This is a genomic window from Microbacterium sp. SD291 (assembly GCF_017355365.1).
GTDB lineage: Bacteria > Actinomycetota > Actinomycetes > Actinomycetales > Microbacteriaceae > Microbacterium.
On sequence record NZ_JADIJR010000005.1, the window covers coordinates 16,807 to 29,557 of the forward strand.

The window sequence follows — 12,751 nt, forward strand, 5'->3', positions numbered from 1 at the left end:
CTCGGAGAGTCGAGAGCGGACACCGGGACGGATGCCGGCCACGGCGCTAGACTTCACCTCGATGTTCTACTGGCTGATGAAGTACGTCGCGATCGGCCCCGTGGTCAAGGCGATCTTCCGCCCCTGGGTCGTGGGGCGCGGCAACGTGCCCGCGAGCGGCGCGGCGATCCTCGCCAGCAATCATCTCTCGTTCGCGGACTCGATCTTCCTGCCCCTGATGATCGACCGGCCGATGTCGTTCCTCGCCAAGAGCGACTACTTCACCGGTCGCGGCCTCAAGGGCTGGGCGACCAAGTTCTTCATGAGCGCCACCGGCCAGATCCCGATCGACCGCTCCGGCGGCAAGGCCTCTGAGGCCTCGCTGAACACCGGACTGCAGGTGCTCGGGCGAGGCGACCTCCTCGGCATCTATCCCGAGGGGACGCGGAGTCCCGACGGCAGGCTGTACCGCGGACGCACCGGCATCGCGCGCATGGCGCTGGAGGCGAAGGTCCCCGTCGTCCCCGTGATCATGGTCGACACCGACACCGCGATGCCGATCGGGCAGCGCATCCCCAACGTGATGCGGGTCGGGATAGTGATCGGGGAGCCGCTGGACTTCTCGCGCTACGTCGGGATGGAGAACGACCGCTACATCCTGCGCTCGGTCACCGACGAGATCATGGTGGCCCTGCAGCGGCTGGGGGAGCAGCAGTACGACGACGTCTACGCGTCGACAGTGAAGGACCGGCTTCCGCTGCGCGTCACACGGCGCTCCTGAGCGTCTCGGCATCCCGCGCGACCACTAGGCTTGAGGGCATGCTCCCGCACCACATCGACGCCCTTGACGCGTGGCGCTCGCTCCCGATCAAGCAGCAGCCCCAGTGGCCGGACGCCGACCGTGTCGCCGAGGTCTCCTCGCGCATCGGCGCGCTCCCGCCGCTCGTGTTCGCCGGTGAGGTCGACAACCTTCGCGAGCGTCTCGCCCGCGCGGCCTCGGGCCGGGCGTTCCTGCTTCAGGGCGGCGACTGCGCCGAGACCTTCGCCGGTGCGACCGCCGACCAGATCCGCAACCGCATCAAGACCGTGCTGCAGATGGCCGTCGTGCTCACGTACGGCGCGTCTATGCCGGTGGTGAAGATGGGCCGCATGGCCGGTCAGTTCGCCAAGCCGCGTTCGAGCGACAACGAGACCAGAGGCGACGTCACGCTGCCCGCCTACCGCGGCGACATCGTGAACGGCTACGACTTCACCGAGGGCTCCCGCCAGGCCGACCCCGCCCGTCTCCTGCAGGGATACCACACGGCGGCGTCGACGCTGAACCTGATCCGCGCCTTCACTCAGGGCGGTTTCGCGGACCTCCGCGAGGTGCACTCCTGGAACAAGGGCTTCGCGCAGAACCCGGCGAACCAGCGTTACGAGCGCATGGCCGCCGAGATCGACCGGGCCATCAAGTTCATGGAGGCGGCAGGCGCCGACTTCGATGAGCTCAAGCGCGTCGAGTTCTTCACCGGCCACGAGGGCCTGCTGATGGACTACGAGCGCCCGATGACGCGCATCGACTCGCGCACCGACACCCCGTACAACACGTCGGCGCACTTCCTCTGGATCGGGGAGCGCACGCGCGACCTCGACGGCGCTCACGTCGACTACTTCTCCAAGATCCGCAACCCCATCGGCGTGAAGCTCGGGCCCACGACGACGCCGGAGACCGCGCTCGCCCTGATCGACAAGCTCGACCCGGAGCGCGAGCCCGGCCGGCTCACCTTCATCACGCGCATGGGCGCAGGGAAGATCCGCGACGCGCTGCCGCCGCTGCTGGAGGCCGTCCGCGACTCCGGCGCGCAGCCGCTCTGGGTCACCGACCCGATGCACGGCAACGGCATCACGACGCCCACCGGCTACAAGACCCGTCGCTTCGACGACGTGGTCGACGAGGTCCGCGGCTTCTTCGAGGCGCACCGCGCCGTCGGCACGTTCCCCGGCGGCATCCACGTCGAGCTCACGGGTGACGACGTCACCGAGTGCCTCGGCGGGTCGGAGCAGATCGACGAAGAGGGCCTCGCCACCCGCTACGAGAGCCTGTGCGATCCGCGACTGAACCACATGCAGAGCCTCGAGCTCGCGTTCCTCGTGGCTGAGGAGCTCGAGAAGCGCTGACCCCCGCGGCTCGCGCCCCGCGGCCCGCGAGACTTCACGAATGTCATCGAATCAGCCTGATTCCGTGACATTCGTGAAGTCTCGCGGGCTGGGCTGTGGATAACGTCAGCGCGCGAGGAGGGACGCTCGGCAGAATCAGCGGATGCTGCGACGCAATCCGCTTCCCGATTCACTGACGCCCCATGCTTTCCGCTTCGACGATGCTGTCGGCGCGGGGATCGCCCGAAGCAGGCTTCGCGCTGACGACATCGTGCATGCCCACCACGGCGTCTACGGGCAGCGCACGGATGCGGAGAATCTGCTCGATCGCTGCCTCCGGCTCGCCCTCGTGTTCGACGGATCATGCGCTTTCAGTCATCTGACGGCCGCGCGGCTGTGGGGGATACCACTGCCTTTCCGTTGGACGCCCGAGGAACCGCTGCATGCCATCGCGGATGCCGGCGCCGCCCCTGTCAGACGTCCGGGCGTCATCGGATGGGAGACCGGTGACGAGCTCGGGCGTACCGTCCACCTCGGCGTGCCGATCATGCAGCCCGCAGAGGTGTGGTGCCAGCTCGCGATGCCCGGCGCCACCGGCACCGACGAGTCGGGACGGCGTCGGAGTCTCAGCTCGGCGTGGCTCGTCGCTGTGGGAGACTATCTGCTCACCGGACCGAAGGTCGACGGCATTCGTGTTCCGCTCTGCACTCGCGAGCACCTGATCGCAGCCCTCGCCCGGCACAAGGGCAAGCGCGGCGTGAGGAACGCCCGGGCGGCGATCGACCGCATGCGCGCGCCAGTCCACTCCCCGAGGGAGACGCTCCTGCGGCTGGCGCTGGTCGACCACGGACTGCCGGAGCCCGAGGTGCAGCTCGAGGTGCTCACGGCCGACGGCATCCGTCATGGTGATCTCGGATATCGGAAGGCGCGCCTGCTGATCGAGTACCAGGGAGACCACCACAGGACCGATCGTGCGCAGTGGCTGGAGGATCTCACGCGCACGCAGCTGTTCGAGGATGCCGGGTACCGAGTGATACTCGCAGGTGCCGCAGATCTCGAGCCCTCCGGCATCCGCTCTCTCGCCGAGCGGATCCGCCGCGCCCTCCGCGCCCGAGACTTCGGCGGATGAGCCCGCGAGACTTCGCAGATGTCATGAAATCCGACCGAAAACGTGACATTCGTGAAGTCTCGCGGGCTGGCGGGCTGGGGGGAGTGCTCGAGTCAGCCCTCGGCGCGGATCTGGACCTTCGTGCCGCGGGGGTGCTTGCTTCCCTGCTCGGGATCCGTGCTCGTCGCCGTGAAGAGGTCCCACACGATCTCCGGCACGTTCGACACGGCCTGGAAGCCGGCCTCCTCGAGGATGCGGACAGCCTCGCGGATGCTCTCGCCCTCCACGTCCGGCACCTCGACGGGCTCGGGGCCCAGCGAGACGATCAGCCGCATCTCGTCGCCCGGCTGCCAGTTGCCCTCTTCCGCGCGATCCAGGTAGCCGATCACGCGGCCCTCCTGGATCTCGTCGCTGTACTGCTCTGTGCGCTCTCCGGACACCACGAGATTCTTGTCGGTGAGAGCCTTCGTGGCCTGATCGACGTTCATGCCCACGACATCCGGCACGGGGCCGACCGAGACGAACAGCCGGATCGTGTCGTCCTCGAAGACCTCGCAGCCCTCACTGCAGCCGTAGGACTCCTCGCTCCCGCGAGGAGTGACGAAGGCGTTTATGACGACCCCCGACGCGGCATCGGAGAAGAGCAGCAAATCGTCTTCGAGGTTGAGGCGGTACTCGTCGGCGAGCCTGGCACGCAGCTCTTCGGCGTTCTGGCCGTTGAGCGCCTCGAGGGTGTGCTTCTGCGGGCCGGCCGAGACCACGACCTGCACGGCGGCGCCCTGCTCGAGCCGCTCGCCCTCGCCCGGCTCGGTGCGCATGCTGACGCCGGCATCCACATCGATCGAGTGCTCGTCGAGACGCGCGGGCACGAAGCCCTCGTCGGCCAGGGCCTGCGCGGCATCCTCGTACGACAACCCGGCCACACCGGGAACGGCGATCAGCGAACCAGGTCCGGAGCCGAACCACCAGCCGGCACCGCCGGCGAGCACGGCGAGCAGCAGCACGAGCGTGAGCAGGAAGGCGCCACGGGTGCGTCGCTTGGAGGAGCGGCGACGCAGGAGCGTGGCATTGTCGACCGCTTGCGGCACCGGTGCGGTCGCGCCGGCGATCACCATGGTCGCCGCCGGCATCACCTTGGTCAGGTCTCCGGAATCCCGCTGGGAGCGCTGCGGGGTCGTCGCAGCAGCGACTGCCGGCGCGATGTCGAGTTCCCGCTCGATCTGACGCAGCCGCTCGAGCATCTGCTGGGCGTCGTCGGGACGCTCGTCCGGCTCCTTCTCCGTGGCCCAGAGGACGAGCTCGTCGAGCGGCTCCGGAACTCCGGGGTTGCGGACGCTCGGGCGGGGGACCGACTCGGTCGCGTGCTGGAAGGCGATCTGCATCGGCTGCTCGCCCTTGTACGGCTGCTCGCCGACCAGCATCTCGTAGAGCATGATGCCCAGGGCGTAGATGTCGCTGCGGGCGTCCGCCGTGCCCCTGGTCACCAGCTCGGGCGCCAGGTACGCGATCGTGCCGAGGAGCTGCTGACCTGTCGCGGTGTTCGCCGTGGTCGCCCTGGCGAGCCCGAAGTCCCCGATCTTGATGCGGCCGTCCTCGGCGAGCAGCACGTTCTCCGGCTTCACGTCGCGGTGGACGATCCCGGCGCGGTGCGCGGCCGAGAGCCCGGCGAGCACCGCGTCCATGATCGTGATCGTCTGCGGGATCGTCAGGCGCCGCTGCTCGCGCAGGAGCTCGCGCAGGGTGATGCCCGGCAGGTACTCCATGACCAGGTACGCGAGCTCCCCGTCCTGTCCCTGGTCGAACACGTTGACGACGTGCGGATCCGCGAGCCGCGCCGCGGCGCGAGCCTCCTGGATGAAGCGGCTCTGGAACGCCGAGTCGTCGCTGAGGTGGGCGTGCATCACCTTGAGGGCGATGCGACGCTCGAGGCGCAGGTCGGTCGCGACGTAGACCGTGGCCATGCCGCCGCGTGCGATCCGTGCGCGGACGCGGTACCGGCCGTCGACAAGCCGCCCGATGAGGGGGTCGGCCTGCTGATTGGTCGTCACGTCAAGATTCTATGGAGAACTGCCTGAAAGCTCCGGGAACGGCTCGCCCCTCGACGCTGCGGGTTTGCCGGAAGAGTCACCCGTGGAGGGCGAGCCACTGGTACGCCTGCGTCTCCCACTGCCCGTAGCGATCCGGGTAGGCGGAGATCTGCACGGCCTGTGCGGCATCCGTGAACGCCATGCCCTCCCAGCCGGAGATGTCGAGCAGGCCTCGGCTGCTCTGGCCGTTGGGATCGCTCTGCCCGCCGTAGAAGACGCGGGCGCTGCGGTCGGCGTTCAGGATCTGCTCCGGCTCGCCCCACCCGGTGCTGGGGCGCTGCTGGAACAGCCCGAGCGAGTCGCGGTCGCCCCAGTCGAGGTTGCGCATGCCGGACTCGACCATCGCCGTCGCGAGCGCGATGGCGACACCGCGGTCGGAGACGCCGAGCTGGCGGCCGATGCTGATGATGAGTGCGGCGTTGGCGGCCTGCTCGCCATCCAGTGAGGCGCTCAGCTGCGGGGGAGCGGATGCCGCTGCGACGGGCGGCGGCGCCGAGACGACGATGCTCTGGCCCGGGTAGATGATCGATGCCGAGCTCAGGCCGTTCAGCGCGAACAGGGCGGATGCCGTGGTGGCGTACTTCTTCGCGATGGCGAAGATCGTGTCTCCTGCGACGACGACATGGCTCGCGGCGCCGCTCACGACCTGGCTCGCGACGGGCTGCGGCGCAGGCGCTGCCACCGGGGCTGCTGCGGATGCGCCGGAGAGCGCGAGCGTCTGCCCCGGGTAGATGACGGATGCGCGGGTGAGGCCGTTCGCGGCCAGGATCGCGTCGACGGTGGTGCCGTGCTTCCCTGCGATGCCGAACACGGTGTCCCCGGCGACGACGACGTGCGTGGCCGCCGTCGGCTGAGGTGCGGGCGCGGGAGCGGCGGCGGCCGGCGCTGTGCCGATGAGCGCGAGGGACTGCCCGGGGTAGATCACGGAGCGCCAGGTGAGCGCGTTCCAGGCGAGGACGTCGGTCGTGCGCAGGCCGAAGCGGTTGGCGATCGCGGAGACCGTGTCGCCCGGCTGCACCGTGTAGCTCGCCGGCGGCGCCTCGGCCGTGGCGATCCGGGTGGGCGAGCCCTGAAGGCGCTCGACGGGGAGCGGTGCGGCCTCGGCCGATGCGGGGGCGGCGACGAGAGTGCCGGCGAGAGCGCCCAGGACGACTGCCGGCGCTCCGATCGGAAGGAAGCGGCTCCGGCGTGCAATGGCGTGAGGTCTCAAGGGTCCCCTCCTTGTTCGACGTCCGTCAACGCTGGCACGGAAGTATACGGAAGTCAACAGAAGTGACGGAAGTGAAGCCTGTTACTGGAGTGACGATATGCGCCATCGGCGCGGAGGTGAGATAGTGGCAACGTGTCTGCACTGCCTGAAGAGAACGAGAACGTCCCCGGAACCACCGCCACCGCGTGGCTCACGATGCCAGACCTCGTCGAGGTGCTCGATGAGACGCTCGGCCGGGTGCATCGGCTCGTGGACGACCACTACCTCATCGGCTCCCGTCGCAGCGGCGTGTTCGCGGTTCCTGCGGTGTTCATCGTCGACGGGCATCCGCTCTCCTCGCTGCGGGGCACCGTGATCGCGCTGCAGGACGCCGGATTCACCGATGACGAGGTCATCGACTGGCTGCTCGCCGCGGACGACACGCTCGGCCGCTCGCCGATCGACGCGCTGCTGGCCGGGCACAAGAGCGAGGTCCGTCGCCTCGCCCGCACCCTCGCCTGAGGATCCGGTTCAGGCGGCCCGCACCGTCGCTGCACGGGCGAGGTCCCGCAGGCCTCCGACGGCGGCGTTGTCCAGACGCGCGCCGGCCAGGGCTCGGTCGGCCTCTTTCGCGTAGCCGTCGATCATCGATTCCACGCGGGCCAGTGCGCCGGATCCGCTGATCGTCGCCTGCAGGAATGACACCTGCTGCGCGGTGAGGCCGGCGTCTCCGATCATCTCGTCGAAGAGGTTTCGCGCCGAGACGTCCAGCGTCTGCCTGGTGAGCGCGACGAGCACCGTGCGCTTGCCCTCTCGGAGATCGTCGCCTGCCGGCTTGCCCGTGACGGCGGCGTCGCCGAACACGCCGAGCACGTCGTCGCGGAGCTGGAAGGCCATCCCGACCGGATGGCCGAAACGTCGCAGCGCCTGCAGCTGGTGGTCATCGGCGCCGGCCAGCGCCGCACCGAGGACGAGCGGCTGCTCGATGCTGTAGCGCGCCGACTTCAGGCTGACGACGCGGAGCGCCCGCTCCACATGGGTCGCGATGTCGTTGACGCTCCAGGCGGACTCCTCCGCGATGTCGAGGAACTGCCCCGTCGTCACATCGCGGCGCATCCTGGCGTACTCGCGGCGCACCGGCGCGGCTTCGGCGAGCCCGGCCAGCGCCTCCTCGAGGAGATCGTCGCTCCACGCGACGAGCAGGTCGCCGAGCAGGATCGCGGCTGAGCGCCCGAACGCCTCCGCGTCGCCGGACCATCCGGCAGCGCTGTGCTCCGCCTGCAGCGCGCGATGAGCTGCCGGGCGCCCACGGCGGGTGTCGGAGTTGTCGATGAGGTCGTCGTGCACGAGAGCGGCCGACTGGAAGATCTCGAGTGACGCGCAGACGTCCCACAGCGCGATCGGCTCCGCAGCGCGCCGGTCGCGGAACAGCGCCACCGCCTGCCATCCGGCATGACAGAAGCGCGCGCGCAGGCGCTTGCCGCCGACGAGGGTCGCCGCCGCCGCATCGAGCATCGCCGCGGCATCCGCTCCGTGACCGGCGGACTCCTCGCGCATCCGGTCGAGGAACTGCTGCAGGCGCTCTGCGACGGCGTCGGAGACGAGGGTGGGGGACGGCACGACTCCCAGCATACGTAAAGCCAAAGAGGTGCCGAACGGCTAGCCCATGCCCTCGGGCGAGCGTAGAATGGATAGACGATACCCGAGGGGGACGAAATGCCACTCTCCGAACAGGAGCAGCGTCTGCTCGACGAGATGGAGCGCCATCTCCTGCACAATGACGCCGACGTCGTGAGTGCGCCTTCAGGCGACCGCGCGCTGAGTTACCGGAATCTCGTCTACGGAGCGCTGCTGCTGCTCGCCGGAGTCGGCGGTCTGATCGTCGGCGTGGTGCTCGGGGACGTGTGGGGTGTCGTCGTCGGCGTGATCGGATTCGCCGCCATGCTGGGCGGCGTCATGGTCGCTGTGACACCCGTGCGTCGTCCCGTCTCGGCCGCGCCGCGTGAGCGCGCATCGAAGCCGCAGGGCTCCGCCTCCTTCATGGACCGCATGAACGACCGCTGGGATCGCCGGCAGGACGGTCGCTGACCTCCCTCCCTCTTCTTCACCTCTCGAAGGCCCGGATGCTCTGAGCATCCGGGCCTTCGTCGTTGATGCGCGCATTCTGACGGAGGCCTCGCCACAGTCCTCCACCTGCCCTCCACTGATCCTCCACTCCGCTCCACCGCGGAATCACGCGGATTTTGAGCGACTGGGGCGTTGAGTGTGCCCATATTTCAGGGATTGGGCGTAGGAATGTGGAGGAAAGTGGAGTAAAGTGGTGCGCACCTCGAAGTTGGCCGGACACAGAGGGGGTGATGGCCGATGTTGCTGGGGACGCACTCACCGAAGCTCGACGACAAGGGACGGGTCATCCTTCCCGCGAAGTTCCGCGAAGACCTCGGCGGCGGCATCGTCGTCACCCGAGGCCAGGAGCGCTGCCTCTACGTCTTCAGCACGGCCGAGTTCGAGGCGATGCACGAGCGGATCCGTCAGGCCCCGCTCGCGAACAAGCAGGCCCGCGACTTCATGCGCCTGTTCCTCTCCGGAGCCAGCGCGGAGATGCCGGACAGCCAGAACCGCATCACCATCCCCGCGCACCTGCGTCAGTACGCGGGACTGCAGAAGGAGCTCATCGTCACCGGAGTCGGCGCCCATGCCGAGATCTGGGATGCCGAGAGCTGGAACACCTACCTCGCCGCCGGCGAGGAGACCTACTCCGAGCTCGAGCAGGAGGTGATTCCGGGACTCTTCTGACCAAGGCTGTGATGCCCCGCCGCTCCCGCCCCGACACACTTCCCCGGTGCCGGGTCGCGAAGCGGAGGGGGATCAGGGCCCTGGTCCTCGAAAAGCAGAGGCCACCCGAGAAAGATCATGAACCTCCGAGACATCCACACCCCAGTACTGCTCGAGCGCTGCGTCGAGCTGCTCGCTCCTGCCCTTCAGGCGGACGGAGCGGTGCTCGTCGACGCCACTCTCGGGATGGGCGGCCATTCCGAGGCGCTTCTCGAGCGGTTCCCGAACATCCGCCTGGTCGGACTCGACCGCGACACAGACGCGCTGCGCATCGCAGGGGAGCGGCTGGCCCGCTTCAAGGACAGGATCACCCTCGTGCACACGGTGTACGACGAGATCGGCCTGCACGCGCAGGGTGCCGCCGGCATCCTGTTCGACCTCGGCGTCTCCTCGCTGCAGCTCGACGAGGCCGAGCGCGGATTCGCGTACTCCAAGGACGCGCCGCTCGACATGCGGATGGATCAGACGAAGGGCGTCACCGCCGCCGAGGTCATCGCGACCTACAACGAGGGCAACCTCCGGCGCATCTTCGAGCGCTACGGCGAGGAGAAGCTCGCCGGCAGGTACGCGCGCTTCATCATCGACGCGCGTCAGAAGAAGCCGATCACGCGCTCAGGCGAGCTCGTCGAGATCCTGATCGCCGCGACTCCTGCCGCCGCCCAGCGCGCGGGGCACCCCGCCAAGCGGGTGTTCCAGGCGCTGCGCATCGAGGTGAACGCCGAGCTCAACGTCCTCGCCGACGCGATACCGGCTGCGATGGACGCACTCGCCGTCGGCGGGCGCATCGTGGTGATGTCGTATCAGTCACTGGAAGACCGCCTGGTCAAGCAGGCGTTCGCCGCGGGGGCCGCCTCGACGGCGCCGAAGGGCCTGCCCGTCGAGCTTCCGGAGCACGCGCCCCGCTTCCGCATCGTCACCCGCGGCGCCGAGCTCGCCGACGACGAGGAGCGCGCGCGCAATCCTCGGGCGATCCCTGTGCGGCTGCGAGCCGCCGAGAAGCTGCGGGAGAGGTCATGAGCCTGAACGCGGTGCGCAAGCCGCAGGTCTCGCCTGCGGCACCGGCGCGCCCTGCCCGGCCGCGTCTCGAGCCGGTCACCGGCACCGCGACGAGGCGCAAGCCGAAGCTCGCCTACGCGCTGATCGCGCTGGGCGGGGCGATGGCGATCGGCGCCGCCCAGATCGGACTGTCGCTCGCGATCACGCAGGACTCCTTCACGCTCGCCTCGCTCTCCTCGCAGCAGCACGAGCTGGACCTGCGCACGCAGGCGCTGCAGGAGGAGCTCACCGGACTCAGCTCGCCCCAGGTACTCGCCGCGAGCGCGGCGAGCCTCGGCATGGTGGTGGCCGGATCCCCCTCGTACCTCCGGCTCAGCGACGCCGCCGTGTTCGGCGCCGGCACGGGGGCCGGGACGTCGTCGACCGTCGATCCGAACGGCGCGGGTGCGGTGGGCAACGCGCTGATCCAGACCGCCCCGGCCGAGACGGCTGACGAGGCCGATGCCGCGACAGGGCAGAGCGAGCAGCCATTGCCTCCCGCCATCACCGACGGGCTGCCCAGCCCCACGACCCGCTAGCAGACGACGCACCCGACCGACATCACGACCTGACGGAGAGAGTCCATGACGACACGAGCCACCCGCGGTCCGCGGCGACGCACCGTCGTCGCCCTGGCCGTCGTCCTGTCGGTCCTGGCGGCGTTCATCGTCCGCCTGGTCGACATCCAGATCGTCCGCGCCGACGAGCACGTCGCCGAGTCGCTGAGCTACCTGGCCGGCGGCGAGAAGATCTCCGGAGATCGCGGCTCGATCGTCGATTCGAACGGGACGGTGCTCGCGGAGAGCGTGACCGTCTACGACTACAACCTGGATCCCAAGGTCCTGTATCTCCTCGATGAGAACGAGGAGAATCCGCCGGAGCTGCCGTGGGCAGAGGCATCTGAGCGCATCGCCGAGATCCTCGACGTCGACGCGCAGGGGCTCCGCGCCGCAGTCGCGGCGAAGCATGAGGCGGAGCCGGATTCGCAGTGGTACCAGCTCAAGAAGGGGCTCACCACGGAGCAGCACGTCGAACTGCGCGAGCTGAAGCTGAAGTACCTGCACTTCGACGCCAGAGAGACGCGCGTCTACCCGAACGGCGCCGTCGCCGGGAACCTGCTGGGCTTCCTCGACGGCACCGGAACCGCCCAGGCCGGCATCGAGCAGATGGCGGGCGAATGCCTCGCTCCTGTCGACGGCGAGAAGAGCTTCCGCAAGGGGACGAACGGGGTGGTCATCCCCGGCAGCGAGCGGGTCGTGGATGCCGTCGACGGCGGGACCGTGGAGCTCACGATCAACAGCGACCTGCAGTGGTACCTCACCCAGATGATCAGCGAGGAGGCGCAGGCGCAGGGGGCGCAGGGCGGCACCGCTTTCGTCGTCGAGGTGAAGAGCGGCAAGATCCGCGCGGCCGCCGAGTGGCCGTACATGGACCCGAACGACCTCGACTCGTCCACCCCGGAGACTCGCAAGAACAAGATCTTCAGCTACGAGTTCGAGCCGGGTTCGACGTTCAAGGCCGTCACCGCCGCCGCCGTCATGGAGGGCGCCGGCGTCACGCCGCTGCACCCGACCGTCACGGCCTCCTCGCACGAGAAGTTCCCGAACGGCGCCGTGATCAACGACGCATTCGTGCACCCCGCATTCGAGTACACCCTCGCCGGTGCGCTGATCGACTCGTCGAACGTCGCGCTGTCGAAATTCGGCACCATGGTGAGCCCCGACGTCCGCTACGACTACCTGCAGCGTTTCGGCGTCGGCGAGAAGACGGTCGGCTTCCCCGGCGAATACGACGGGACCCTGCATCCGACGAGCGACTGGGACAACCAGTCCCTCTACACGACGACCTTCGGGCAGTACTTCACGGTCACCGTGCCGCAGGTGGCCAGCGTCTATCAGACCATCGCGAACGGCGGCGAGAAGATCGACCTGTCGCTGATCGAGTCCTGCAGCAGCGCCGACGGCGAAGAGGTGACGCAGGACGAGCCGGAGCACGAGCGGGTCATCGAGAAGTCGACGGCCGCCGACCTGACGCGGATGCTCGAGAACGTCGCAGTGCAGGGCGGGAACGCCGAGCGGATCCAGATCCCCGGCTACCGGGTGACGAGCAAGACCGGCACCGCCCAGATCGCCGATCTCGTCAACGGCGGATACAAGTCCGGCGTGTACTACACGAGCATGGTGGGCTTCGCACCCGTGGACGATCCGCAGTACGTCGTCGTGGTCACCCTCGACCAGCCGACTAGAGTTACATCATCCGCGGCGACCGCATCCGCCTTCCAGAAGGCAGTGACGCAGGTCATGAAGACGTACCGCGTGATGCCGTCCTCCATCCCGATGGACGCCCTGCTTCCCAAGTTCGATTAGCCGGCACCCGCCG

The 12,751-nt window shown here is 68.8% G+C and carries 12 protein-coding genes; 9 read left to right on the plus strand and 3 right to left on the minus strand.

The annotated features are described in order from the left end of the window. Positions 1-61: 61 nt before the first annotated feature. From IPV10_RS04205 to IPV10_RS04215, 3 genes are all read left to right on the plus strand, one after another. Positions 62-760: a 1-acyl-sn-glycerol-3-phosphate acyltransferase gene (locus IPV10_RS04205; RefSeq protein WP_207480748.1), complete on the plus strand. Its 699-nt coding sequence runs from the start codon at positions 62-64 to the stop codon at positions 758-760. A 38-nt stretch (positions 761-798) separates the two neighbouring features. Next, the gene (locus tag IPV10_RS04210) at positions 799-2,139 is read left to right on the plus strand and encodes a class II 3-deoxy-7-phosphoheptulonate synthase (protein WP_207480750.1); all 1,341 of its coding nucleotides are present in this window, start codon (positions 799-801) and stop codon (positions 2,137-2,139) included. A 142-nt stretch (positions 2,140-2,281) separates the two neighbouring features. Then, positions 2,282-3,247, plus strand: a complete 966-nt coding sequence (locus IPV10_RS04215) for a hypothetical protein (protein WP_207480752.1) — start codon at positions 2,282-2,284, stop codon at positions 3,245-3,247. Between the two features lie 92 nt (positions 3,248-3,339). On the opposite strand, the gene pknB is transcribed toward IPV10_RS04215, so the two are convergent. Beyond that, positions 3,340-5,274, minus strand: coding sequence for a Stk1 family PASTA domain-containing Ser/Thr kinase (gene pknB / locus IPV10_RS04220; protein ID WP_207480754.1), 1,935 nt, complete (start codon positions 5,272-5,274; stop codon positions 3,340-3,342). Between the two features lie 76 nt (positions 5,275-5,350). Continuing rightward, positions 5,351-6,523 carry a LysM peptidoglycan-binding domain-containing protein gene (locus tag IPV10_RS04225; protein ID WP_207480756.1) on the minus strand — a complete coding sequence of 391 codons (1,173 nt, stop codon included), beginning with the start codon at positions 6,521-6,523 and terminating at the stop codon, positions 5,351-5,353. Between the two features lie 132 nt (positions 6,524-6,655). Here IPV10_RS04225 and IPV10_RS04230 point away from each other — a divergent pair, with 132 nt between their 5' ends. Further along, complete coding sequence (locus IPV10_RS04230) at positions 6,656-7,024, plus strand: Rv2175c family DNA-binding protein (protein WP_374192216.1); 369 nt, start codon at positions 6,656-6,658, stop codon at positions 7,022-7,024. A gap of 9 nt (positions 7,025-7,033) precedes the next feature. On the opposite strand, the gene IPV10_RS04235 is transcribed toward IPV10_RS04230, so the two are convergent. Further along, complete coding sequence (locus IPV10_RS04235; protein ID WP_207480758.1) at positions 7,034-8,134, minus strand: polyprenyl synthetase family protein; 1,101 nt, start codon at positions 8,132-8,134, stop codon at positions 7,034-7,036. 84 nt (positions 8,135-8,218) lie between these two features. Here IPV10_RS04235 and IPV10_RS04240 point away from each other — a divergent pair, with 84 nt between their 5' ends. From IPV10_RS04240 to IPV10_RS04260, 5 genes are all read left to right on the plus strand, one after another. After that, entirely contained in the window at positions 8,219-8,590 is a 372-nt protein-coding gene (locus IPV10_RS04240; protein WP_207480760.1) for a DUF3040 domain-containing protein, read from the plus strand. Between the two features lie 276 nt (positions 8,591-8,866). After that, positions 8,867-9,298, plus strand: coding sequence for a division/cell wall cluster transcriptional repressor MraZ (mraZ, locus tag IPV10_RS04245; protein ID WP_207480762.1), 432 nt, complete (start codon positions 8,867-8,869; stop codon positions 9,296-9,298). Positions 9,299-9,415: 117 nt separating this feature from the next. After that, complete coding sequence (rsmH, locus tag IPV10_RS04250) at positions 9,416-10,354, plus strand: 16S rRNA (cytosine(1402)-N(4))-methyltransferase RsmH (RefSeq protein WP_207480764.1); 939 nt, start codon at positions 9,416-9,418, stop codon at positions 10,352-10,354. Then, positions 10,351-10,911: a hypothetical protein gene (locus IPV10_RS04255; RefSeq protein ID WP_207480766.1), complete on the plus strand. Its 561-nt coding sequence runs from the start codon at positions 10,351-10,353 to the stop codon at positions 10,909-10,911. Before rsmH ends, IPV10_RS04255 begins: the two co-directional genes overlap by 4 nt. Positions 10,912-10,956: 45 nt before the next feature. Continuing rightward, entirely contained in the window at positions 10,957-12,738 is a 1,782-nt protein-coding gene (locus IPV10_RS04260; protein ID WP_207480768.1) for a penicillin-binding protein 2, read from the plus strand. Positions 12,739-12,751: the final 13 nt, after the last annotated feature.

Bases quoted from the DNA above. Each gene is read 5' to 3' on its own strand.
- mraZ (WP_207480762.1), top strand. From the start codon at position 8,867: ATGTTGCTGGGGACGCACTCACCGAAGCTCGACGACAAGGGACGGGTC.
- IPV10_RS04260 (WP_207480768.1), top strand. From the start codon at position 10,957: ATGACGACACGAGCCACCCGCGGTCCGCGGCGACGCACCGTCGTCGCC.
- IPV10_RS04240 (WP_207480760.1), top strand. From the start codon at position 8,219: ATGCCACTCTCCGAACAGGAGCAGCGTCTGCTCGACGAGATGGAGCGC.
- IPV10_RS04210 (WP_207480750.1), top strand. From the start codon at position 799: ATGCTCCCGCACCACATCGACGCCCTTGACGCGTGGCGCTCGCTCCCG.
- rsmH (WP_207480764.1), top strand. From the start codon at position 9,416: ATGAACCTCCGAGACATCCACACCCCAGTACTGCTCGAGCGCTGCGTC.
- IPV10_RS04205 (WP_207480748.1), top strand. From the start codon at position 62: ATGTTCTACTGGCTGATGAAGTACGTCGCGATCGGCCCCGTGGTCAAG.
- IPV10_RS04215 (WP_207480752.1), top strand. From the start codon at position 2,282: ATGCTGCGACGCAATCCGCTTCCCGATTCACTGACGCCCCATGCTTTC.
- IPV10_RS04235 (WP_207480758.1), bottom strand. From the start codon at position 8,134: ATGCTGGGAGTCGTGCCGTCCCCCACCCTCGTCTCCGACGCCGTCGCA.
- IPV10_RS04255 (WP_207480766.1), top strand. From the start codon at position 10,351: ATGAGCCTGAACGCGGTGCGCAAGCCGCAGGTCTCGCCTGCGGCACCG.